This window comes from Rhodococcus sp. IEGM 1351, assembly GCF_030056875.1.
Lineage (GTDB): Bacteria > Actinomycetota > Actinomycetes > Mycobacteriales > Mycobacteriaceae > Rhodococcus_F > Rhodococcus_F opacus.
Genome location: NZ_JASHKU010000001.1, coordinates 39,786 through 62,422, shown reverse-complemented (window position 1 = coordinate 62,422; position 22,637 = coordinate 39,786). Strand labels below are relative to the sequence as shown.

Sequence of the window (22,637 nt, the reverse complement as noted above, 5' to 3'; positions counted from 1 at the left end):
GTTACTCCTCCCTGGATGCGACTGTGCTGCGCGTTCGTGTTCGGCACCCGAGTAACCTGGTATGCGGCCACACGGCCTTCCTGCACGCCACACGTCCCCCGAGAGGTTCTTCGTTGACTACCCCGTCCGACTCGGCCGACACCATTCCAGCCGAGGCGGCGTCCGTCGCCACGTCCGCCGCACCGGAAGGGAAATCCGAGAAGGGTGTCCGTGCGGAGGCGTCCCGTCGCCGCACGTTCGCCGTGATCTCGCATCCCGACGCCGGTAAGTCGACGCTGACGGAGGCTCTCGCGCTCCACGCGAAGGTCATCTCCGAAGCGGGCGCGGTCCACGGCAAGGCCGGCCGCAAGTCGACGGTGTCCGACTGGATGGAGATGGAGAAGGCCCGCGGCATCTCGGTCAGCTCCACGGCCCTGCAGTTCAACTACCGCTCCACCGAGGCGTCGGCGGACGACCCCGTCGACAACGTGATCAACCTGGTCGACACTCCCGGTCACTCCGACTTCTCGGAGGATACGTACCGCGTCCTGACGGCGGTCGACGCCGCCGTCATGCTGATCGACGCCGCGAAGGGTCTCGAACCGCAGACGCTGAAGCTGTTCCAGGTGTGCCGTCACCGCGGAATCCCGGTGATCACGGTCATCAACAAGTGGGACCGGCCGGGCCAGACGCCGCTGGAGCTTCTCGACGAGATCCAGGAACGCATCGGTCTCACCCCGACTCCCCTGTACTGGCCCGTCGGGATCGCCGGCGACTTCCGGGGCCTGCTGCGGCGCGGCGAGGACGGTGCCCCGCGGGAGTACATCCGGTTCACCCGGACCGCGGGTGGCGCGAAGATCGCCCCCGAAGAGGTCATGGATGCCGACGCCGCCCTCGCGAAGGAGGGCTCCGAATGGGAGACCGCCGCGGAGGAGAGCGAACTGCTCTCGGCCACCGGTCAGGACCACGACCAGGAGCTGTTCCTCGGCGGCCAGACGTCGCCGGTGATCTTCGCGTCGGCGATGCTCAACTTCGGCGTCCGCCAGATCCTGGACACGCTCGTCGAGCTGGCGCCGCCGCCGCGCGCCCGCGAGGACGTCGGCGGCACCCCTCGCGAGGTCACCGACCCGTTCAGTGCGGTCGTCTTCAAGGTCCAGGCCGGCATGGACACCGCGCACCGCGACCGGCTGGCGTTCATGCGCATCGTGTCGGGCGTGTTCGAGCGCGGCATGGTGGTCACCCACGCCCAGACCGGCAAGCCGTTCACGACGAAGTACGCGCAGACCGTGTTCGGTCGCGAGCGTTCGACCGTGGAATCGGCGTACCCCGGCGACGTGGTGGGACTGGTCAACGCCACCGCACTCGCCCCCGGCCACACCCTGTTCTTCGAGAAGAAGGTGGAGTTCCCGCCGATCCCGTCGTTCGCGCCGGAGCACTTCTCCATCCTGCGGGCCGAGAGCGCGGGCAAGTACAAGCAGTTCCGGCGGGCTGTGGATCAGCTCGATTCCGAGGGTGTCGTGCAGATCCTCCGCAACGACCTCCGTGGCGACGCCTCGCCGGTCATGGCGGCCGTCGGCCCGATGCAGTTCGAGGTGGTCGCGGCGCGGATGAAGGCCGAGTTCAACGTCGAGGCCCGGATGGAACCCCTGGGCTACGCGTTGGCGCGGCGCACCGACGCCGAGTCGGCCGACGAGCTGAACCGTCAGCGCGGTGTCGAGGTGTTCACCCGCTCGGACGGCGTGATGCTGGCGCTCGTCAGCGACAAGTGGCGGCTGCAGTACATCCAGAAGGAGCTGCCCGACCTCACGCTCGAACCTCTCGTGGCCGCCGCCGACTAGCGTCTTCTACTACAGCGTCTACATAGATCTCACACTCTCCGCCACTGGCGCAACGGATAGTTGAGATGGATGTGTGTCACGGCTACCTGTATCACCGTGCGGTGGTGCGGGTTTGACCGTGTCCCACACCGACGCTTGTGGTCAGCGACGGGTCTGACGGGATGGACTTCGCCGAGCTCGCTGAGGACATCGCCCACGAAGCCGAACAGGCACTGTTCCTGGCCCGTCAGATCAAGCAGATCGACGAGCGAGTCGCGAACCTCTACGCCGACGCCGACCGGCCGGCATCGTTGCCTCTGCTCCCGGCGTGGGGGCGGTGATCAGCGCCGTCATCGCTGGACGGATCGGCGACCGGCACCACGAGTCTGCGATCTGTCATCTGGCCACCCATCTGGTCACCCGGATCGCCGCCTGCATGCGTACCGGCCAACCGTACGCCTTGCGGGACGTCGACGACACGCCGATCACCGAGGCCGAGGGCCGGGCGATCGTCAAGGCGCGCTACAAGATCGACCCGCGGCGGCGCGAGAACGTCCGATACAAGCGGATGCGTGAGCGCCGCAAGCAGGCGGCGGGCCAGGAGTCCCAGGGGTCGCGATGCGCTCCAACAGGCCGGCCCGCCAAGACCAAGCCTACGAGCCGCCAGGTGGCTTGACCTCCGCTAGGAACTCAGGTACCGCCCGACAAACGCTACAGGCGAACGGGGCCAGTCTGTCTCGCCGGATCGGCCACACCACCGCGCTCTGGACCTTCTCCGCGTCGAGGCGCATCCGGTCCAGTCACTCCCATTGCTATTCGAGCCCGCAAGCGCGGCACTGGCGGACCCGGCGCACCACATCACCGGGGCGATCCCCCGACGTCGACGATCTCGTCACCGAACTGGGCGAGGTCCGCAACCGCGGATGGGCCCTGGAACGAGAACAGGGGACGGTCGGCGTGGTGTGTATCGCGACCGTCGTGCCCTACCGGATCCCCGCCACCGACGCCCTCAGCGTGTCCATGCCCGCCGAGGTCGCGTCGTACCCGGGTGAGCTGGAGCGGATCGCCGGCGTGCTCACGAAGCACGCGTCCGCCTGGGCCCGGGAATTGAGGGCCGAGGGAGTTCGATGACGTGACGGCGCCGCGGACCCGAGACCGACCGGGGCCGCGCCGTGCGCCGTCGAGGCGTGCGGCCCGCCGGACCCTCCTGGTAGCTTTCAGGTCGAATCGAGCACACTGACGGGCTTTGCGCGGTACCCGTTTGGCCACGAGCAGGAAGCGACACGATGGAGAACGGCATTTCCACCAACGGATCGGGCAGTAACGGCTCCGCCGGCACGAACTCGGCATCGGAGTCCCCTTTCGCTGAACCGAGCACGGGCGGGCTGACCGGCAGCAACAGTAACGGCAACGGCAAGTCCACGACCAGCTCCGCCGAGACGTTCACCTTCCCGCTGCCGACGCGCAGCTCGGGTTCGCACAGCACCGAGGAGCCGGGCGAGGTCTCCGACACGACGGCGTCGCTCGAATCTCGTGGGCGCACCGTCATGCGACGCAACGCGATGGGAGTGGCAGCCGTGCGAGTCGCGGGCCGTCTTGCACACACCGAACTGCTCGAGGAGCACCTCGCCTCGGCGAGCAGTCACTCCGCCGATCCCACCGTGGACGCCGACGAACTGCTGGCGCTGCTCGGCGAATACCTCGTCGCAGCCGGGTTCGAGCGCCCCGAGATCCACGCGAAGCTGAACGGCCAGTCGATCGTCGTCGACCTGCGCTCGCCGTCCGCGACCGCACGCTGACCCCCGCTCCCGGGCGTCGTCAGGGCCACAGCACCTCGCGGAGCCACCGGCCGGACTCGCGGCGGTAGAGCTGGCGCACGTGCCTGCGCCCGGCGTCCGCCTGCCAGAACTCGACACTGTCGGGGACGATGCACCATGCCCGCCAGGTTCCCGACACGAAGTCGGGGTCGGCCTCGATGCGGGCCACCGCCGCCGCGACGGCGCGTTCGTATTCGGCGGGATCGTTTAGGACCTCGCTCTGACGACTGGCGGCGGCCACGGCCCGCGCGGTGACCGACCGTTCGCGGAAGTCGCGGGCGGAGAGCGCCGGATCCCCCTCGACGACGGAACCGCGCACCCTCACCTGCCGGCCCTGCTCTCGCCAGTAGAACGACAGTGCCGCAACCGCATTCGTAGCGAGTTCACGCCCCTTCGGCGAGCGCGTGTCACCCGAGAACCAGAAGCCCCGCTCCGTGACGTCCTTGAGGAGCAGGAAACGCGCGTCCGGATCGCCGTCGGCATCCACGGTCGACAGCGCTGCGGCGTGCGGTTCCGGAACACCGGCCGCCGCGGCCTGCGTGATCCAGTCGAGAAACAGCGCGGTCGGCGACTCCGGAAGCGCGTCGACGGGCGGGGGTGTCTCGCCGCCGAGAGCGGGCAGGGCGCGTATCCACGCGCGGGTGTCCGGAAACGACGAACGGTCGGGTGTGGTCGGCATGTGCCGACAGTAGCCGCGGCCCGGGTCTTCAGGCCGACGCGGCCGGATCCGTCGGCCCCACCAGCATCCAACGGTGACCGAACGGATCGATGAGTGTCGCGTTGCGATGTCCGTGGCCCTCCGAGATCCACCGCTCCACCTTGCCGCCGGCGTCGCGGGCACCCGCCAGGACGGCATCGGGGTCGTCGACGGACAACATCAGGCTCACTGACGTCGAACCCGATTCCGGCGCGGTCAGACCCATCTCGGGGAACTCCTCGGCGAGATAGATCATGCCGCTCGGCAACCGCAGTTCCGCATGACCGACCCGGCCGTCGTCCATGACGATCGGCTCACCCACCACCTCGGCGCCGAACACCTTGGAATACCACTCGATGGCCTCGACACCCCGCCGCACCGTCAGATACGGCAGCGCGCCGGGAACGGGGACTTCCGGAGCCATCGTCACCTCCCAGTGTCCGCGGTGCGTCGAGTCCCAGTGTGCTCCCTCAGGCAGATGCCGGAGGTTGCAACATCGCCCACTTGTTGGACGTGAGCCGGAAACTCGGGAAATCGGAGAGCGACGCAACCGATTCCCAGGTGCGTTCGTATCCGGTGTGCGTGATCCGCCAGTTTCCGTCGGGGCACCGAAGATAACGATCGTGATAATAGGCAGACCCGCGCAGCAGCATGCCGTCCTCGGGAATCAGCGTGGTGTCCGCGAGAAACCACACGCCTACCGCGGTGTCTCCGGTGACGGTGATCTCGGGCTGGCCGCACTGATGCTCGGTGATGACGTGGGTCCCGAGAGTGTTCTCGAGGAAGGACACGAATGAGTCACGGGAATCGAACGTGAGGTATTCGCTGTACGTCGCCGTGACGTCCGGGACCATCGTGTCGGCGAACTCCACCCACGACTTCGTATCGAGAGCACGTGAATAACGGTGCTTGAGCTGCTCGATCTGTTTGATTGCTTCGAGATCCATGACCCCCGCCTCCTGTGCAGCGAACATGCAAGCCCTGGACTGCAGATTAGTCGGATGATCTGCAGGTTCGCCTTGGTTTCCCCCGTTTTGACCAGATCATGCATATTCAGGCCGTGATCCGGGACACGAAAAGGTTACGAAATGACTGCATGGCCTGCGCAACAGCACACTGTTCACACTACCTTAGGCTAGCCTCACCCGACGAGGGTCCGAGCCCGCAGGCTCCCACCGACCCGAGGGTCCCGCACCTCAGTCCATCGGCGTTCGAATCCATCTGCTGTACAGCACTTTTAGTCATCTTTCCGAGCACCCTTCGCTCCGAAGGGTCCCATAATGCCGGACGCCGGAAGGGATTGCTGTGACCCCGAATCCACAGGTAACCCGCCCGACGCTATCGTGACGCTGACGTGGTCACGCGAGAGGGGAATTTATGGATCCGGCCCGCATACCGGTGATCGTCGGAGTCGGCGACATCCGCTCCGGCCGTGCAGGCGATCCGGCAGCCCCGCGTGAACCGCTCGACCTGATCACCGCCGCCGCGCGTGCCGCCCTCGCCGACAGCGGCTCCGCGACCCTCGGCTCCCGGATCGACGCAATCCATGCGGTGAAGACCGTCAGCTGGTCGTACGACGACCTCCCCGGACTGCTGGCCGCCCGGTTGAATCTGCCGTCACCACGGTCGAGCACGTCCCCGATCGGTGGCCACTGGCCCGCGACGCTCCTCGACCGCATCGGCGACGACATCGCCTCGGGCCGGTCGTCGGCAGCGCTCCTTGTCGGCGGTGAGTCGCAGGCGACCATGACGGCGCTGCGCAAGTCGGGCACCGATCCCACGACGCTGGGCTGGGCGTCGGAACCGGGGGGTCCTCCCGCGTTCGACCCGGCGGATCTCGGGAGTCCCGCGATGCAGCGCGCCGGCCTGATCGTTCCGACCCGGGTGTACCCGTTGTTCGAGAACCGCGTGGCGCACGAGTCGGGTGTCGGACCCGACCAGTCGCTGGCGGAGTCGGCCCGGATGTATTCCGCCTTCTCCGAACTGGCGGCGAAGAACCCGGCGTCGTGGACGTGCGAGGTGTATTCCGCCGAGGAGATCGCCACGGTGGGTCCGGGCAACCGGATGGTGTGCGAGCCGTACCCGTTGATGCTCAACGCCATGCCGTTCGTCGATCAGGCCGCCGCGGTGCTGGTGTGCTCCCTGGCCGTCGCGCGCGAACACGGCGTTCCGGAGGACCGCACGGTGTACCTGTGGGGCGGCGCGGGAGCCGCCGATCCCGTGGACGTACTGAGCCGCAACGGTTTCGGCACGTCCACGGCGATGACGGACGCGGTGCACCGGGCGCTGTCGCGGGCCTCGATCGACGCCTCCGCACTCGACATCGTCGACGCGTACAGCTGCTTCCCGGTGGTGCCGAAGCTACTGATCCGCACGCTCGGCCTGCCCGCACGCATCGTGCCGAGCGTGACGGGCGGCCACTCCTTCTTCGGCGGGCCCCTCAACAGTTACACGCTGCACTCGATTGCCGAGGTCACCCGCCGATTGCGGGAAGGCGCGGGACCGGCCCTGGTCCACGGCAACGGCGGCTACCTGACGTACCAGCACGTCGTGATGCTGGCGGGCGCCCCGCACCCGGACGGGTACGTCGGCGATCCGGAACCGGCGCAACTCGCGTCGGAGGCGCCGGAACTCGTCACCGGCTACGAAGGACGAGCCGACATCGTCACGTCCACGGTGGAGTACGGGCGGGACGGCGCCCCGGCGACCGGCTTCGTCGTCGCGCACACCCCCGACGGCCGGCGTCTGGCCGGACGTACCGGCCCCACGGAGGCGGTCGCGCTGTCCGCGTTCACCGAGACCCCGGCACGGTCGGTGATCGGGCGGACCGTTCACGTCACGGACCGTGACGGCATCCTGTCTCTGCGGTTCTGACGGGCCGCAGCGCAGGTCCCGCCTAATCCAATTCGGCGGCCAGCTCCATCCACTGTTCCTCGGTGGCTTCCTTCTCCGCGACGACCTGCTTGAGCTCGGTGTCGAGCTTCTGCAGCTTGTCCGGATCGGTCGCCGCCTCCGCCAGCTTCTCGTGCAGCTTCCGTTCCCGGTCGTCCAGCTTCGCCACAGCCCGCTCGAGACGCGACAGTTCCTTGCGCGCGGCGCGTTCGGCTGCCCCGTCCCGCACCTGCTTGGGGGCCGACGCACCGGTTGCCGTCGACGCCACCGACGGTGCGCCGGTGTCGACCATCTTCGCCCGGCGACGCAGGTAGTCCTCGATCCCCCCGGGCAGGTTGGTCAGCTTGCCGTCACCGAACAACGCCCACGTGGAGTCACAGATGCGTTCGATCAGGTACCGGTCGTGGCTGATGACGACCATCGTGCCCGCCCAGCCGTCGAGAATGTCCTCGAGTTGCTGCAGCGTGTCGATGTCGAGGTCGTTGGTCGGTTCGTCGAGCAACAGTACGTTGGGCTCCGACATCAGCACACGGGTCAGCTGCAGCCGGCGACGCTCGCCACCGGACAGGTCACCGACCGGTGTCCGCTGCCGGGCCGGAGTGAAGCCCAGCCGTTCGGCGAGCTGCCCGGCCGATACCTCCTTGTCACCCAACGTGATCCGCTCGGCGACGTCCTTGACGGCCTCGAGCACCCGCATGTTCGTCGGCAGATCGTCGAGTTCCTGACGGAGCCAGCCGATGTGCACCGTCTGCCCCTGGATGCGCTTGCCCGACGCCGGCGAGATCTCGCCGGCGAGCGTGCGCAGGAGCGTCGTCTTGCCGGAGCCGTTCACACCGACCAGGCCGACACGCTCCCCCGGCGCCAACCGCCACGTGAGGTCGTCGACGAGCACCCGGCCGTCCGGCGTCTCCAGGCGCGCATCCTCGAGTTCGATGACGACCTTGCCGAGCCGCCGCTGCGCGAACGACGCCAGCGCCACGTTGTCGCGGGGCGGTGGGACGTCCGCGATCAACGCCTCGGCGGCCTCGATCCGGTACTTGGGCTTGGACGTGCGGGCAGGTGCACCGCGCCGCAGCCAGGCCAATTCCTTGCGGGCGAGGTTGCGGCGACGTTCCTCGGACGCGTCGGCCTGCCGGGAGCGCTCCGCCCGGGCGAAGATCCAGTCGTTGTAACCGCCCTCGTAGCTTTCGACCTTGCCGCCCACCACTTCCCACGTGCGGTTGGCCACGGTGTCGAGGAACCACCGGTCGTGGGTCACGACCACCAGCGCGCTGCGCCGGCTGACGAGATGTTCCGCCAGCCACTGCACGCCCTCGACGTCGAGGTGGTTGGTCGGCTCGTCGAGCACCAGCAGGTCGAGGTCCTGGACGAGCGCGGCGGCCAGTGCGACGCGTCGCCGCTCACCACCGGACAGCCCGTCGACCGACACCTCGAGCCCCAGGTTGTCGATGCCGATGCCGGCCAGGATCGACCGGATGCGGGCGTCGCCCGCCCACTCGTGGTCGGCGACCCCGAGCGGCCCGAGCACCACGTCGCCGACGCTGGAGCCGGGTGGCAGGACGCCCCGCTGGGTCACGACCGCCATGCGCAGGCCGCCGACCCGGCTGACACGTCCGGAATCGGGCGCCTCCACTCCGGCGAGCACCTCGAGCATGGTGGTCTTGCCACCGCCGTTGAGGCCGACGACGCCGATGCGTTCGCCTTCCTGCACTCCGAGGGATACCGAATCGAGCAGCGGCTTGATGCCGAAGGACTTCGATACCTGCTCGAGATTGATCAGATTCGCCATCAGTGCGATCCCTCCGCCGCGTCGTTGATTATTCGGGCGCCCGGTACGGGTCCGCTGGCGACCCGCACCGTGCGACACACCCCCGCACCTGCGAGTTCTGCGCTGACCCGGACCGCGGCGTCCGCTTCAGCACATAGAAAGGCACAGGTCGGGCCCGACCCGGAGACGATGCCGGCCAGTGCGCCCGCCGCGACCCCGGCACGCAGCGTCCGCCGCAGGCCCGGATTCAGCGACAGCGCGGCCGACTGCAGGTCGTTGCCCAGCAACGGGGCCAGCGTCGCGGAGTCGCCCGTGGTGAGCGCGTGCATCAGGTCCTCGGGTCCGCCGAGTCGCGGCGGATTCCCGTCGGCACGCAGCCGGTCCAGCTCCCGGAACACGGTCGGTGTGCTCAAGCCGCCCTTCGCGAGCGCGAGCACCCAGTGGAACGTGCTGCGGGAGAGCACCGGCAGAAGTCGCTCGCCGCGTCCCGTCCCGACCGCGGTGCCACCGTGGAGGGAGAACGGAACGTCGCTGCCGAGCTTCGCGGCGAACCCGTCGAGTTCCTCCCGCGACAGGTCGAGTTGCCACAGCGCGTTCAGCCCGACCAGCGCCGCCGCGGCGTCCGCGCTGCCGCCGGCCATGCCCCCGGCCACCGGGATGCCCTTGTCGATGGCGATCTCGACGTCAGGGCGCCGCCCCGACTCGGCCGCGAGCATCTCGGCGGCCTGCCACACGAGGTTGCTGCTGTCGGTGGGCACGACGCGGGCGTCCTCACCGCGAACCGTCACCGACAGCGTCTCCGCGGGGACCACCGACACCGTGTCGCTGAGGGAGAGCGCCTGGAACACCGTGTTCAGCTCGTGATAGCCGTCGTCGCGCAGGTCCCCGACGGCCAGATGCAGATTGACCTTGGACGGGGCCCTGACGACGACGGGGCGAGGAACGACGGAAAGCACAAGGGTAGAGCTTAGGCGCTCCCGGTACGGGTGCGGAAATGCGCACCATCACGCACTTTGCCCCTCACCCGCGTCACAGGCGCGGGCCGAGCCGGGTGGTGAGGCTGCCGCCCCGGGCGAGGGGCAGACGGGTCCGCGCCGACCGGATGTCGCCGGTGACGTCCGCGGGCCAGTCGTCCGGGTACCGCAGTTCACTCGTGACGGCCGCCGGGCCGTCCAGGACGTCGTGCGAGACGGTGCCGACGCCGAGTTCCAGCTGGTGCCGGAGCAGCGGCAGGGCGCCGAGATCGGCGTTGGTGACCCCGACCCAGCGTCCCGTCGTCTCTCCCGCCCGGCCGATCTGCACCCGCTCACGCAGCAGCAACGTGGACGACTCGGCGAGGGACACCGTGGTCTCGACGCGATGCTCCGCGCCGCCCGCGATCACCGTGGGTTCGAGCGCGCAGTCGAGCGCGGCGTCGTCCTCGACCTCCACCGACCACTGCGCCGTGGACAGCACACGACCCCGGCCGGGCAGGGCCAGGGACGCCGCGACGCTGCGCAGCGTCAGCCGGGCGCCCGACAGCACCCGGACCGTGACGTCCCAGTGGTCGCCGCCGAGCGGGGTCGCGGCGGTGCCGATCACGTGGACCGTGTCGCGGCCGGTGATCCGTGCCGCCAGTCCCCCGGCCGCGGAGATCCGCGGACTGCGGTCGGGGGACGCGACGATCGTCAGTTCGGTGCGCACTACTAGTGCACGTCGGCGAGGGTGCGCACCTGCTCGCGCACCCACTCCAGAGCCGGTCCGGACGACGGATCCTCCGTCAACGAGATCAGCGCCGTCGGCCTGCCCTCGCGGACCTTCTCGGCGTCGCGGCGCATCACCCCGAGATCGGCTCCGACCATGGGGGCGAGGTCCGTCTTGTTGATCACGAGGAGATCCGAGAACGTCACGCCGGGACCACCCTTGCGGGGAACCTTGTCACCGCCCGCGACGTCGACGACGAAGATCTGCACGTCGATCAGGCCCGAGGAGAACGTCGCGGTGAGGTTGTCGCCGCCCGACTCCACCAGGATCAGATCGAGCGGCGGGTTGGCCGCGATCAGGTCGTCGATGGCGTCGAGGTTGGCGGTGATGTCGTCGCGGATGGCCGTGTGGGGGCAGCCACCGGTCTGCACGGCGGCGATGCGCTCGTCCGGCAACACGGCGTGGCGGCGCAGGAAGTCCGCGTCCTCGGTGGTGTAGATGTCGTTGGTGAGCACGGCCAGCGACAACTCCTCGCGCAGTTGCCTGCACAGCGCGGCGACGAGCGCCGTCTTGCCCGATCCGACGGGCCCACCGATCCCGATCCGGACCGGCTCCCCCGCCACCCGGACCCGCCGGGGACGGTCGTGCTGATGGTCGTGGGGTTCACCATCGATGAAATGCGGTGGCATGGTTGATCTCTCCTTACTGGGGTACAGCTGAGTGTCACGACACGAACAGGGGGCGGTCCCGCAGAACGTGCCGCTCGGCGACGACATCCATGAAGGGGTCGGACACGCTGGACAGTCCGGTCACGCACTGGCCGGCGATGTCGTCGCACAGGTCGGACAGCGCGAACGTGCACGCGGCGACCTGCGCGGGGTCGAGAGCGAGCAGACGCTGCGCGGCGATCGCGGACCCGGTCATGGTGGTGTAGACGACGACGAGTGCCGCCTCCCGCGGTTCGACGGCGGTGACGGATCCGACCACCCCCGAGACCACGGGCAGGTGCGGACGTGTGCCCAGCGGCGACCAGTCGTGCTCGGGCCACGTGGTGCGGGCCAGCCGCAGCAGACCTCTCCCCTGCGCCCGCGACGACGACCGCGCCGCGGGGGACGGGGTTCGCGCATCCATCTCGGCGTCGGCGTGTTCGGCGGTGAGCCGCCCGGCGCACACCGCCGCAGTGATCGATCCCCCGACGAGCCCGGCGGTCCGGACCCGTCGCCGCAGGAACGCCTCCATCGTGCCGACGTCGCGGACGACACCGCTCGCGACGGCCTCCTCGATGCCGCCCGAATGCACGTGACCGCCCGTGGGCAGCCTCGAATCGGCGAGGGACATCAGGTGAGCGAGGCGCATCAGAACAGGAAGTATCGCTGGGCCATCGGCAGTTCCGCCGCCGGCTGCTCTTCCCACACGTCGCCGTCGATGCGGACCGTGAACGTGTCCGGGTCCACCTCGATCCGCGGCTGCGCGTCGTTGCGGGGCATGTCAGCCTTGCCCCGCGACCGCACGTTCGCGACCGGGACGAGTCGACGGCTCAGGTCGAGTCGATCCGCCAGACCGTCCTCGAGGGCGTGCGGAGCGACGAAGTGCACGGACGTGGCGGCCGCAGCCTTGGGCGCCGCCCCGAACATCGGACGCGGGAGCACCGGTTGCGGAGTCGGTATGGACGCGTTGGCATCTCCCATCGCAGCCCACGCGATCATCCCGCCCTTGATCACCGCGTGTGGCCGGACACCGAAGAACGCCGGGTCCCAGAGCACCAGGTCGGCGAGCTTGCCGACCTCGACCGATCCGATCTCGGCCTCCAACCCGTGCGCGACGGCGGGGCAGATCGTGTATTTCGCCACGTACCGCTGGACGCGCTGGTTGTCGGCGCCGTTGTCGCCGGCCAGGAAACCCCGGCGCTGTTTCATCACGTGCGCCGTCTGCCACGTGCGCAACACGACCTCGCCGATGCGTCCCATCGCCTGCGAGTCGCTGCCGATCATGGAGATGGCGCCGAGGTCGTGGAGCAGATCCTCCGCCGCGATGGTGGACGGCCGGATGCGGCTCTCCGCGAACGCCAGGTCCTCCGGGATCTTCGGGCTCAGGTGGTGACACACCATGAGCATGTCGAGATGCTCGTCGAGGGTGTTGACCGTGTGCGGCCGGGTCGGGTTGGTCGAACTCGGCAGGACGTTCCCGTGCGCGGCCACCGTGATGATGTCCGGCGCGTGGCCGCCGCCCGCCCCCTCCGTGTGATAGGCGTGGATCGCGCGTCCGGCGATGGCCGCGAGAGTGTCCTCGACGAAACCGGCCTCGTTCAACGTGTCCGAGTGGAGGGCCACCTGCACTCCAGCAGCGTCCGCGACGGTGAGGCACGCATCGATGGCCGCCGGAGTCGAACCCCAGTCCTCGTGCAGCTTGAACCCGGAGACGCCGCCACGCAACTGCTCCCACATCGACTCGGAGCTGACCGTGTTGCCCTTGCCGAGCAGCGCGATGTTCATCGGCCAGCCGTCGAGTGCCTCCAGCATCCGGGCGGTGTGCCACGAACCGGGGGTGACGGTGGTGGCCTTGCTGCCCTCGGCGGGGCCGGTGCCGCCGCCGATCATCGTCGTGATGCCGCCGCCCAGTGCCTCGTCCATGATCTGCGGGCAGATGAAGTGCACGTGACAGTCGATACCGCCGGCCGTGAGGATCTTGCCGTTCCCGGCGATGATCTCGGTGGACGGACCCACCACCAGATCGGGGTGGACCCCCGACATCGTGTCGGGATTGCCTGCCTTGCCGAGTGCGACGATGCGTCCGTCCCGAATACCGACGTCCGCCTTGATGATTCCCCAGTGGTCGACGACGACCACGCCGGTGATCACCGTGTCGGGCGCGCCCTCGGCGCGGGTCGCGCGACCCTGGCCCATGGACTCGCGCAACACTTTTCCGCCACCGAACACCGCTTCGTCGCCGGCCAGTCCCGGCCCGCCGCTGCGGTCCTCGGTGATCTCGATCAGAAGGTCGGTGTCGGCGAGCCGGATGCGGTCGCCGGTCGTGGGACCGAACAGCTCGGCGTAGCGTGCGCGGCTGAGTTCGGTCATGACGCGTCCAGCTTTCCGGGAGGAGTGAGGCTCAGCCCGTGCACTTCACGGGTGCCGCGCAGGGGTACGAGTGAAACCGTCTGCGCGATACCCGGTTCGAAGCGCACCGCGGTGCCCGCGGGGATGTCCAGCCGCAGCCCGTGGGCGGCGGAACGGTCGAACTGCAGGGCGTGGTTGGCCTGCGGAAAATGAACGTGGCTTCCGACCTGGACCGGACGGTCCCCGGTGTTGACCACCTCGAGTTCGGTGCGGGGAGAACCCTCGTTGAGCTCGATCACGCCCTCGGCGCACACGACTTCACCTGGAATCACGGTCACCCCTACGCAATCGGATCGTGGACGGTGACGAGCTTGGTGCCGTCCGGGAACGTGGCCTCCACCTGCACGTCGTGCAGCATCTCCGGGACGCCTTCCATCACGTCCGCCCGGGTGAGCACCTCACGACCGGACACCATCAGCTCCGCCACCGACCGGCCGTCGCGGGCCCCCTCGAGGATGTGATCCGTGATGAGGGCCACCGCCTCCGGGTGGTTCAACACGAGGCCGCGTTGCCGGCGCCTGCGCGCGAGTTCCGCGGCGTAGCTCAGGAGCAGACGCTCCTGCTCGTGGGGCGACAAGCGCATGTGTCCTCCTGCGGTCGGTGCGTCGCAATACTGCCACGAACTGCAGTGTGGCACCGCCCACGCCCGGAACGGCCGCCGTTCTCACCGCGGAAACATTCGTGACACGAACCCGTCACAGCGCCTTCCTAGCGTTCCCCCATGGCCATCTCCACTGCCGCCCATCCCCCACCCGGCGGCGACGCGTCGACAACCCGGACGCGATCGCCCTGGTACACCAACCTGTTCGTCCAGCTCCTCGTCGGAATCGTCGGCGGCATCACCCTCGGCTGGCTGTGGCCGACCGTGGGGTCGGAGCTCAAACCGATCGGCGACACGTTCATCAAGCTCATCAAGATGCTCATCGCGCCGTTGATCTTCACGGTGGTCGTGACGGGAATCGCCAAGGTCGGCGACGTCAAGGCCGTCGGACGGATCGGCGTGAAGGCACTGATCTACTTCACCGCCGTCACCGGGTTCGCGCTGCTCTTCGGGCTGGTGATGGGCAACATCGTCAAGCCCGGCGCCGGATTCGACATCGACCCGGCCACCCTCGCCGACGGCACCGAGCAGATCGCGGAGAAAACCGGCGGTGGTGAACTCCCCGGCGCCGTCGAGTTCCTCATGGACATCGTCCCGACCAGCGTGGTGGGCGCATTCGCCGACAACATGTTGCTGCAGGTCCTCTTGTTCGCGGTGCTCTTCGGTATCGCGCTGGCCAAGTACGGCGAGCACGGGCCCCCGCTGGTCCTCGAATTCGTCGACCACCTCAGCCACATCATCTTCATGATCATCGGCTGGATCATGCGGCTCGCCCCGATCGGCGCATTCGGCGCGATGGCGTTCATCATCGGCCAGTACGGAATCTCCACCCTCGGGAGCTTCGCCGCGCTCATCGCGTGCTGCTACCTCGCCGGAGCCCTGTTCGTCCTCGTCCTCGCACTCATTGCGAAGTTCGCCGTGGGACTGAACATCTTCACGTTCATCCGCTACACCAAGGAGGAGTTCGGTCTCGCGCTGGGAACCGCCTCGTCCGAGGCAGTGCTTCCCCGCATCATGACCAAGCTCGTCGGTGCCGGGAACTCGCAGGCCGCGACCGGGCTCGTGGTGCCGACCGGATACTCGTTCAACCTCGACGGCGCCGCGATCTATCTGTCCATCTCGACCCTGTTCCTCGCCCAGGCCACCGGCCACGACCTGTCCGTCGCCGACCAGCTCGGCGCGCTGTTCATCCTGCTCCTCACGTCGAAAGGCATGGCGGGCGTACCCGGGTCGTCGTTCCTCGCGCTGTCGGCGACCGCGACCGCGCTCGGAATCTTCCCCGTCGCGGCGGTCGCGGTGCTGCTCGGCGCCGACCGGATCATGGACTCGATGCGTGTGTTCGTGAACCTCCTCGGCAACTGTGTCGCCACGTTCGTCGTCTCGAACTGGGAAGGCCAGCTGGACAAGCAGAAGATGCAGGACGCCATCCACGGAAAGCTCGGCCCCGGCGGCGCGGATCCCGTCGAGCAGCCGCCGGTCGTGGCCGAGTACGAGTCGCGTCAGTAGCCGGCCGGGATGCCGAACACCCTGATCGCGTCGCGGTACATGCCGAGTTGCTGATCCTTGGTCAGGGGCATGACTTCGGCGATCAGCTGACCGGCGCTGGTGATCGCGCTCATCGCCCCGACCACCGGCAGTCCGGCGACGTTGAAATCGACCGTTGCCCTGCGGATGTGGTTGGCCGACGTCACGATGATCGCGCCGCCCGCACCGAGCGAGCGGGCCAGCGGAACCGAGTTGAGCGCGTTGCCCACCGTCGAGCCGGCACGATGCTCGGGGTGGATGCGTTGCGCCGGGACACCGTGCGACTGCAACCACCCCTGCATCGCGGCCGCCTCGGTGATGCCGTTCTGCGGGTTGCCGCCGGTGACGATGATCGGCGACATCGGCGAGGCCCACGACTGGACGAGCGCGGCCTGCAGACGGTTGATCAATTCCGGTCGCATCGCACCGTCGGGGAGCAGTCCGAAGCCGAGGACGATGATCGCGGTGGACGGACCCTGGATGGCCGGAAGTGGGTTCGGGGGCGTGAACGACGCAATTCTGATCGCGTTCAACATCCCGTCGACGCCGGCGCGCATCCCACCGTCCATCGCGCCGAGCCGGGCGAGCGCCGTCTCCCGGGTGATCAGGTCGCCCGCGGCGTCGGCGTAGATGGCCTGCAACGCCAGCGCATTGGTGTCGCCTGGTTCTCCGGCGACGGCGCCACCGATGTCCGCGAGGGCGCCACGGGTGTCACCTGCGGCGAATCTGCCCTGCGCGCTGTTGAAGAGGTCGGCGGCCGAGGCGGACGCCGTCGCGGTGGTGGAGACCGCCAGCGCCAGGCAGAAGGCGGCGGTCATGACGGTGGCGAGCAGCGCCCTGACTGCTGAAGAAATGGGCCGAACACGAAACTGCGTCACGCTGAGACCTTTCCGTCGGATTTTCACGAAGTACACATGCGATGGTCCGTGGAGCGTCGGCGCCAGTGTAGTGACACTCGTGGGGCTGGTGGGAAAATCGTTACTTACCGTTACCCGCCATCAATAGAGGACAGAAGATGTCCTCTATCGATGGCATCCTGAGGTGCATGCGGGAAACTTCGGCACGACTCCTCCGGCTGCTGTCCCTGCTCCAGACCCGAAAAGACTGGTCCGGGGCAGAACTCGCCGACCGGCTCGGCATCACCCCACGCACGGTTCGGCGAGACGTGGAGAAACTCCGCGACCTCGGGTACCCCGTCGACGCGACGGTCGGGGTGGGCGGTGGCTACCAGCTCGGCGCGGGCGCGGAGATGCCGCCCCTGCTGCTCGACGACGAGGAAGTCCTGGCCGTCGCACTCGGCCTGCAGTCCGGCGCGACCGGCTCCGTGGTCGGCATCGGGGAGGCGTCGATGCGAGCGCTCACCAAACTCCGGCAGGTGATGCCGTCCCGGCTGCGACACCGCCTCGAGGCGCTGCAGGTCGACGTGGTCCACCGCGAGCCCGCGAAGAGCGCCGTCGACGCGCAGGTCCTGTCGGCCGTCGCCTCGGTGTGCCACAACCACGAACGACTCCGATTCGACTACAGCACCCACGACGGCACCGAGAGCCGGCGTGAAGTGGAGCCGTACCGGCTCGTCCGGTCAGGGCTGCGTTGGTACCTCGTCGCCTGGGACCTCACCCGCGCGGACTGGCGGTCGTTCCGGGTGGACCGCCTGACACCGAAGATCCCGACGGGACCGAGGTTCGTACCCCGTGAACTGCCGCCCGGCGGCGCTGCCGAATTCGTCGCACACGGAATCAACCGGGCCGTCACCCGGATCCGCGCACGGGTACTGCTGCACGCGTCGATCGACGAGATGGCGACCCTGGTCCACGAAGACTGGGGAACTCTCGAAGAAATGCCCGACGGACGATGCGCGGTGGCGCTCGGCGGCGACTCCGTGCCGTCGATAGCCAACTGGCTCAGCGCATTCGGCGTCGACTTCACCGTCCTCGACCCTCCTGAGCTGCGCGAAGAGTGCCGACGGGTGGGTGAGCGTCACCGCCTCTTCGCCGACCGCTACGGTAACGCCTGACCGAGACGCCGTTCAGCCGTCACCGCGGACCGAAAATCCGTGGGAACCGAACGGTCCTGCGCGGCGTCCAACCAGGTGACGACAAGGAAGGGTCGGGGTAGTCGGGGATGCAGCACACGATTGTCGAGGAGGGGCGCGCGCGGGCGCCTGCGGGGGCGGGAACAGTCGGGAAGGTGCTCGTCGGGGGCCATCTGGCGCTCGGGGGCGCAACGGTGGTGATCATGGCGTTCTCGTTGGCGTTCGTGTGCACCCTCGACAACGGAACCCAGCCGTGGACGTGGCCGAGCAGGTATTCGACGGCCTGGTTCGTCGCCACGACCATCCTCGCCACCACTCTGTGGGCGCTCTTCGTCACGGGTGTGGTGATCTTCTCGTCGAGGCCCCGGCGGGCACTCGGCACGGCCACGTTCTTCGTCGCCGCCGCACTCGGAGCCGCTGCGGTGATCGGGCTGTTCGGTCCGTCGGAGAATTCCGCGCTGCAACTCTGGCTCGTCTGCGCGATGAATCTCGGGTATCAGGCCGCTCACCTGCGGTCCGCGTAGTCGGTCGGAAACGAGTCAAGGCCCCACTCTGACGAGTGGGGCCTTGCTCGAACGTCATGTCCCGGCGAACCGGGAAGTCATGGCCGTTCTCAGATCAGGGTGACGCCGGTGGCCTGCGGGCCCTTGTTGCCCTGGCCGATCTCGAACGAAACGCGCTGATTCTCCTCGAGCGTGCGGAAGCCGCCGCTCTGGATCTCCGAGTAATGGACGAACACGTCAGCGCTGCCATCCTCGGGGGCGATGAAGCCGAACCCCTTCTCGGAGTTGAACCACTTCACGATGCCCTCTGCCATGTAAATCTCCTCTAACACAGTAACTTCTTCAAGCAACCGGCTCGGTTACCTGGGTCATTGAACACGACCGTCTATGACAATTCCTGTGGAGGACGTCCAAACGCTCGCAACCATCGATTTGCGAGCGTGGGAAACACAAACACAAAACTTACGACCTCCAATAGTGAACCACACATCCGGTCGGTTGTCTCCCCCGGGCTGAACTTGCGCAGGTCAGGTAATGAAATTGGCGTACACACCGGGAGCAACGGGTGCCACGATCCCGTCCGGCGCCCACGGCGCACCCTGACCGGGGAGACGGTTACGCTCCCCGTCACCGACACCACGACGGTCCCGCTGCCGGTGGGCACGACGCGCTCGTCGTAGAAGCCGGCGAACTGCGGAAAGTTCTTGCTCACCCGGTACGAACCCGAGGCCCGGTATTCATATCGACCCAGCCGACCAGGAGTTCACCGTGCACATCGGTCAGCCCCGCGTAGGCATTCGAGCGGACGAGCGCCGACCCCGGTCGTCCCGGAACCGGCCACGTCTGACCCTGCACCGTCGAGAACGGCGGAATGCCGATGACCGTGGGGTGCCCCCCCTGTGAGTACTTATCAACGTCCCGCGGTTAACAAGTACTCACGGCTGGGTGGCGGCGAGACGCACGAAGGCCGCGGCGTCGAGGGTCTCGCCGCGGGTGGACGGTGCGATGCCGGCCTCGAGCAGTCGCCGCTCCGCCTCCGCGGGCGAACCCGCCCAACCACCGAGCGCGGCTCGTAAAGTCTTGCGGCGCTGAGCGAAAGCCGCATCGATGACGGCGAACACGCGGCGGCGGTGTTCGTCGTCGACGGGCCACGGCGGTTCGGCGTACCGGTCGATGCGCACCAGACCCGACTCGACCTTCGGGACGGGCCAGAACACCGCGCGCCCGACGGCGCCCGCGCGTCGCACGGCGCCGAAGAAATTGGCCTTCACGCTCGGCACACCGTAGATCTTGCTGCCCGGGGACGCCGCCAGCCGGTCGGCGACCTCGGCCTGCACCATCACCAGAGCGGTTCGGAGACTGGGAAGTTCGGAGAACAGATGCAGCAGCACGGGCACCGCCACGTTGTACGGCAGGTTCGCAACGAGAGCCGTGGGCTCACCGGGGATCTCGGACGGCTTGACCCGCATCGCGTCCGCGCCGACCACGGTCAGCCGGTCCGCGAGTTCCGGTGCACGGTCGGCGACCGTGACCGGCAGCCGTGCCGCGAGGTTGGGGTCGATCTCGACGGCGATCACCTTGTCGACGACATCGAGTAGGGCCAACGTCAGCGAACCGAGCCCGGGACCGACCTCGAGCACCGTGTCCTCGCGTCCCACGCCCGCGGTCGCGACGATGCGGCGCACCGTGTTGGCGTCGTGCACGAAGTTCTGCCCCAGCTGCTTGGTGGGGCGCACGCCGAACTCCTCGGCTAACGCGCGCACCTCGGCGGGGCCGAGGAGTGCGGCCTGACCGCGAGCGACGGGGGGTACTTCGGCTTCGGACACCAGGCGAACTTTAACGCACGCCGAGCCTGCCCGAGCACGACGGCCACGCTCCCCAGCCCTGCGTCTTCTGCGTCTTCGACGCGACGGCGATCTGCTCCTCACGGGTGGCGAGGTCGGCGCGCGGCGCGTACTTGAGTCCGCCCTGACGTTCCCACGTGTTCTGGTCGAACTGGACGCCGCCGAAGAATCCGTTGCCGGTGTTGATGGCCCAGTTGCCGGTGGCCTCGCACTGCGCGAGCGCATCCCACACCGAACCGTTCTCGACGGGCGGCACCTCGGTGCCCGGCTTCGCGCCGACGCGGATCACCTTCGGCTGTGCCGGCGTCGTGACCGTCGCGGACACCTGGCTGCGTCCGACTTCCTTGCCGTTGACGGTGTTGACCGCGAACGTGACATCCTGGACACCGGGCAGTCCCGGATTCTCGACCACGGTGCGGCTCTTGTTCATCGTCGGGTCCTCGATGCGCTGCTCCTCCGGAGCCAGCGGCAACGTCTCGACCTTCGTCTCGGTGCGGTCGCGCGTGACGGTCACGTCCATGCCGTCGGTCAGCGGCGTGTCCGCGGCCGGGACGACGGTGTCGGCCTGCTCCAGCGGCGCGCCGTGCGCGGCGAGGAAGTCCCCGACCGTCGGCGCGGCCATGCGCACGTCGGTGACCGGCAGCGCGCCGTCGGCGAGCTTGACGACGAGCGGATTGAGCACGTCGAGGGCCGCACCGTCGAGCGGGAGTCGCTGCGAACGGGACGCGGACACGTGCACGTCCTCGCCGAGTTCGAACTGCTTCAGTGCGTCCTCGACGGTGAGCGCGGTGGTCCACACCGTCTTGGGCTGACCGTCCACCGTCAACGACACCTCACGCGCGCGGCGCAGCACCACGGTGTCCCCGTCGGACAGGGTCGCGTCGCGCTCCGGCGCCACGACGTCGCGGTCGCTGATCGAGTACCCGGCGTCGGACAGTGCGGCGTCGACGCTCGTGGTCATGGTGCTCAGCGAGATCTTCTCGCCGTCCACGTCGAGTGTGACGTTCTTGTGCCGGACCACGGCCATCACTCCGCCTGCGATCAGTGTGGCGAGAAGCAGGGCCACCACGGCGTAGAGCAGCGGCGAGCGAGCCGAATTGATCTTCGCGAAGGGCGACATCGTGTTCCTTTACTTCAGACCGTCAGCGGAGTCCGAGCTTGCTGGTGCACGCGGGCCATGCGCCCCAGCCCTGCGCCGCCTGGACCTTCTCGGCGACGGAGATCTGCTGTTCGCGGGATGCGAGGTCGGCGCGGGCGGCGTACTGGCTTCCGCCGAACGCTTCCCAGGTGCTCTGGGTGAACTGCAGTCCGCCGAAGAATCCGTTGCCGGTGTTGATGGCCCAGTTGCCGGTGGCCTCGCAGTGCGCGATCGAATCCCAGGTGGAGGCGTTGGAGATGGCGAGTTCCTTCACGCCGACCTTGACCAGTGCCGGCGCGGGCTCGCGGAGCACCTGCGAGCTGAGTTCCTGACGTCCGGCCTCGACACCGTTGACCGTCTTCACGGATGCGGTGACGGTGCGCTCGCCGGGGACTCCGGGGTTCTCGACGACGGTCTTGCCCTTGTCGAGCGCGGGATCCTCGACGCGATTCTCGGGCGGTGCGATGGGCAGCGTCTCGGTGCGCGTCTCGGTGCGGTCGCGGGTCACGTGGATCTCGGCGCCTTCGACGACGGGGGCGTCGGCGGGTGGAACGACCGTGTCGGCCTGCTCGAGCGGCGCGCCGTTGGCCGCGAGGAGCGCACCGACGGTGGGGGCTGCCAGTCGGACGTCCGTGAGCGGTGCGCCGCCGTCGGCGACCTTGACGAGCTTGGCGTTGACGACCTCGAGCGCGGTGCCCTCCAGCGGCAGGCGCTCGGAGCGGGACGCCGAGACGTGGACGTCGTCGGCGAGTTCGAACTGCTTCAGCGCGTCGTCGACGGTGAGGGCGGTGGTCCACACGGTCTTCGGCTGCCCGTCGACCGTGAGGTCGATCTCGCGGGCACGCCGCAACACCACGGTGTCGCCGTCGGAGAGCGACGCGTCGGCAGCGGGGGCGACCGCGTCACGCTCGCTGACGGTGTATCCGGCGTCGTCGAGCGCGCCGCCGACGTCGGAGGCCATCGTGCCGAGCGAGATGGTCTCGCCGTCGACGTCGAGCGTGACGGTCTTGTGCCGCGCCACTGCCAGCGCACCGCCCACGACGAGCGTCGCGAGCAGTGCCGCGACGACTACGTAGAGAAGGGGCGATTTGGCGTTGTTGATTCTGGCTAAAGGCGACACATGAAATCCCAAGGCTGGCGAAGGTTTGATCACGGTACGGTAACGAATCGGCGATGGTCTGGCAACTTTGCCGCTACGACCTGCGTGCGAGATCACGAAAAGGTTG

25 protein-coding genes and 1 pseudogene are annotated in these 22,637 nt (G+C 68.5%); 9 read left to right on the top strand and 17 right to left on the bottom strand.

From position 1 onward, the window contains the following. Positions 1 to 113 precede the first annotated feature (113 nt). Positions 114 to 1,817 (top strand): peptide chain release factor 3, encoded by a 1,704-nt coding sequence (locus QM806_RS00340; protein WP_007300094.1) that lies wholly within the window; start codon positions 114 to 116, stop codon positions 1,815 to 1,817. A gap of 18 nt (positions 1,818 to 1,835) precedes the next feature. On the opposite strand, the pseudogene QM806_RS41570 reads toward QM806_RS00340, so the two are convergent. Continuing rightward, positions 1,836 to 1,955 (bottom strand): annotated as a pseudogene (locus QM806_RS41570) (zinc ribbon domain-containing protein); the annotation flags it as partial. A gap of 23 nt (positions 1,956 to 1,978) precedes the next feature. Between QM806_RS41570 and QM806_RS41565 the strand changes: the two are divergent. The 4 genes from QM806_RS41565 (at position 1,979) to QM806_RS00320 (ending at position 3,595) form a co-directional block, all read left to right on the top strand. Beyond that, positions 1,979 to 2,137, top strand: a complete 159-nt coding sequence (locus tag QM806_RS41565; RefSeq protein ID WP_231137855.1) for a hypothetical protein — start codon at positions 1,979 to 1,981, stop codon at positions 2,135 to 2,137. Continuing rightward, complete coding sequence (locus QM806_RS00330) at positions 2,134 to 2,472, top strand: hypothetical protein (protein WP_283290028.1); 339 nt, start codon at positions 2,134 to 2,136, stop codon at positions 2,470 to 2,472. The genes QM806_RS41565 and QM806_RS00330 overlap by 4 nt, the downstream gene beginning before the upstream one ends. Continuing rightward, complete coding sequence (locus tag QM806_RS00325) at positions 2,469 to 2,927, top strand: IclR family transcriptional regulator domain-containing protein (RefSeq protein ID WP_247252901.1); 459 nt, start codon at positions 2,469 to 2,471, stop codon at positions 2,925 to 2,927. Before QM806_RS00330 ends, QM806_RS00325 begins: the two co-directional genes overlap by 4 nt. A gap of 155 nt (positions 2,928 to 3,082) precedes the next feature. Continuing rightward, on the top strand, positions 3,083 to 3,595 hold the full coding sequence (locus QM806_RS00320; protein WP_005565172.1) for a metal-sensitive transcriptional regulator: 513 nt from the start codon (positions 3,083 to 3,085) through the stop codon (positions 3,593 to 3,595). 19 nt (positions 3,596 to 3,614) lie between these two features. Here QM806_RS00320 and QM806_RS00315 read toward each other — a convergent pair whose 3' ends face one another. Genes QM806_RS00315 through QM806_RS00305 form a run of 3 tightly spaced genes read right to left on the bottom strand, consistent with a single transcriptional unit; the run spans position 3,615 to position 5,257 of the window. Continuing rightward, positions 3,615 to 4,292 carry a pyridoxine/pyridoxamine 5'-phosphate oxidase gene (locus tag QM806_RS00315; protein ID WP_133986361.1) on the bottom strand — a complete coding sequence of 226 codons (678 nt, stop codon included), beginning with the start codon at positions 4,290 to 4,292 and terminating at the stop codon, positions 3,615 to 3,617. Between the two features lie 28 nt (positions 4,293 to 4,320). After that, on the bottom strand, positions 4,321 to 4,734 hold the full coding sequence (locus tag QM806_RS00310) for a VOC family protein (protein ID WP_005255471.1): 414 nt from the start codon (positions 4,732 to 4,734) through the stop codon (positions 4,321 to 4,323). A gap of 46 nt (positions 4,735 to 4,780) precedes the next feature. Next, on the bottom strand, positions 4,781 to 5,257 hold the full coding sequence (locus QM806_RS00305; RefSeq protein ID WP_007300089.1) for a nuclear transport factor 2 family protein: 477 nt from the start codon (positions 5,255 to 5,257) through the stop codon (positions 4,781 to 4,783). A gap of 430 nt (positions 5,258 to 5,687) precedes the next feature. On the opposite strand from QM806_RS00305, the gene QM806_RS00300 reads away from it, so the two are divergent. Beyond that, positions 5,688 to 7,184 carry an acetyl-CoA acetyltransferase gene (locus tag QM806_RS00300; RefSeq protein ID WP_283290023.1) on the top strand — a complete coding sequence of 499 codons (1,497 nt, stop codon included), beginning with the start codon at positions 5,688 to 5,690 and terminating at the stop codon, positions 7,182 to 7,184. A 22-nt stretch (positions 7,185 to 7,206) separates the two neighbouring features. Here QM806_RS00300 and QM806_RS00295 read toward each other — a convergent pair whose 3' ends face one another. The 8 genes from QM806_RS00295 to QM806_RS00260 form a co-directional block, all read right to left on the bottom strand. Further along, positions 7,207 to 8,991, bottom strand: coding sequence for an ABC-F family ATP-binding cassette domain-containing protein (locus QM806_RS00295; protein ID WP_054247602.1), 1,785 nt, complete (start codon positions 8,989 to 8,991; stop codon positions 7,207 to 7,209). Beyond that, positions 8,991 to 9,926: a 4-(cytidine 5'-diphospho)-2-C-methyl-D-erythritol kinase gene (locus QM806_RS00290; protein WP_054247603.1), complete on the bottom strand. Its 936-nt coding sequence runs from the start codon at positions 9,924 to 9,926 to the stop codon at positions 8,991 to 8,993. The genes QM806_RS00295 and QM806_RS00290 overlap by 1 nt, the downstream gene beginning before the upstream one ends. A 73-nt stretch (positions 9,927 to 9,999) precedes the next feature. Continuing rightward, entirely contained in the window at positions 10,000 to 10,653 is a 654-nt protein-coding gene (locus tag QM806_RS00285; RefSeq protein ID WP_283290021.1) for an urease accessory protein UreD, read from the bottom strand. A 2-nt stretch (positions 10,654 to 10,655) separates the two neighbouring features. Continuing rightward, positions 10,656 to 11,342, bottom strand: a complete 687-nt coding sequence (gene ureG / locus QM806_RS00280; protein WP_005572827.1) for an urease accessory protein UreG — start codon at positions 11,340 to 11,342, stop codon at positions 10,656 to 10,658. Positions 11,343 to 11,376: 34 nt separating this feature from the next. Then, the gene (locus tag QM806_RS00275; RefSeq protein ID WP_005572826.1) at positions 11,377 to 12,009 is read right to left on the bottom strand and encodes an urease accessory protein UreF; all 633 of its coding nucleotides are present in this window, start codon (positions 12,007 to 12,009) and stop codon (positions 11,377 to 11,379) included. After that, positions 12,009 to 13,730 (bottom strand): urease subunit alpha, encoded by a 1,722-nt coding sequence (locus tag QM806_RS00270; RefSeq protein WP_005572825.1) that lies wholly within the window; start codon positions 13,728 to 13,730, stop codon positions 12,009 to 12,011. Before QM806_RS00270 ends, QM806_RS00275 begins: the two co-directional genes overlap by 1 nt. Beyond that, positions 13,727 to 14,041 (bottom strand): urease subunit beta, encoded by a 315-nt coding sequence (locus QM806_RS00265; protein WP_005572824.1) that lies wholly within the window; start codon positions 14,039 to 14,041, stop codon positions 13,727 to 13,729. The genes QM806_RS00270 and QM806_RS00265 overlap by 4 nt, the downstream gene beginning before the upstream one ends. An 8-nt stretch (positions 14,042 to 14,049) precedes the next feature. Then, positions 14,050 to 14,352 (bottom strand): urease subunit gamma, encoded by a 303-nt coding sequence (locus QM806_RS00260; RefSeq protein WP_005255454.1) that lies wholly within the window; start codon positions 14,350 to 14,352, stop codon positions 14,050 to 14,052. Between the two features lie 138 nt (positions 14,353 to 14,490). On the opposite strand from QM806_RS00260, the gene dctA reads away from it, so the two are divergent. Further along, the gene (dctA, locus tag QM806_RS00255; RefSeq protein ID WP_169692939.1) at positions 14,491 to 15,876 is read left to right on the top strand and encodes a C4-dicarboxylate transporter DctA; all 1,386 of its coding nucleotides are present in this window, start codon (positions 14,491 to 14,493) and stop codon (positions 15,874 to 15,876) included. On the opposite strand, the gene QM806_RS00250 is transcribed toward dctA, so the two are convergent. Next, entirely contained in the window at positions 15,870 to 16,712 is an 843-nt protein-coding gene (locus tag QM806_RS00250; RefSeq protein ID WP_005238742.1) for a YdcF family protein, read from the bottom strand. The genes dctA and QM806_RS00250 overlap by 7 nt on opposite strands. A 227-nt stretch (positions 16,713 to 16,939) precedes the next feature. On the opposite strand from QM806_RS00250, the gene QM806_RS00245 reads away from it, so the two are divergent. Together QM806_RS00245 and QM806_RS00240 are read left to right on the top strand one after the other, a co-directional pair. Further along, positions 16,940 to 17,908: a helix-turn-helix transcriptional regulator gene (locus QM806_RS00245; protein ID WP_005561741.1), complete on the top strand. Its 969-nt coding sequence runs from the start codon at positions 16,940 to 16,942 to the stop codon at positions 17,906 to 17,908. Positions 17,909 to 18,015: 107 nt separating this feature from the next. Further along, positions 18,016 to 18,450, top strand: a complete 435-nt coding sequence (locus tag QM806_RS00240) for a hypothetical protein (RefSeq protein WP_005255447.1) — start codon at positions 18,016 to 18,018, stop codon at positions 18,448 to 18,450. Between the two features lie 89 nt (positions 18,451 to 18,539). Here QM806_RS00240 and QM806_RS00235 read toward each other — a convergent pair whose 3' ends face one another. The 4 genes from QM806_RS00235 to QM806_RS00220 form a co-directional block, all read right to left on the bottom strand. Beyond that, positions 18,540 to 18,743, bottom strand: a complete 204-nt coding sequence (locus tag QM806_RS00235; RefSeq protein ID WP_005255446.1) for a cold-shock protein — start codon at positions 18,741 to 18,743, stop codon at positions 18,540 to 18,542. A 621-nt stretch (positions 18,744 to 19,364) separates the two neighbouring features. Continuing rightward, the gene (gene rsmA, locus QM806_RS00230; RefSeq protein WP_005255442.1) at positions 19,365 to 20,255 is read right to left on the bottom strand and encodes a 16S rRNA (adenine(1518)-N(6)/adenine(1519)-N(6))-dimethyltransferase RsmA; all 891 of its coding nucleotides are present in this window, start codon (positions 20,253 to 20,255) and stop codon (positions 19,365 to 19,367) included. Between the two features lie 10 nt (positions 20,256 to 20,265). After that, positions 20,266 to 21,393: a resuscitation-promoting factor gene (locus QM806_RS00225; RefSeq protein ID WP_005561739.1), complete on the bottom strand. Its 1,128-nt coding sequence runs from the start codon at positions 21,391 to 21,393 to the stop codon at positions 20,266 to 20,268. A 22-nt stretch (positions 21,394 to 21,415) separates the two neighbouring features. Beyond that, on the bottom strand, positions 21,416 to 22,531 hold the full coding sequence (locus QM806_RS00220; RefSeq protein WP_005255438.1) for a resuscitation-promoting factor: 1,116 nt from the start codon (positions 22,529 to 22,531) through the stop codon (positions 21,416 to 21,418). Between the last annotated feature and the right edge of the window lie 106 nt (positions 22,532 to 22,637).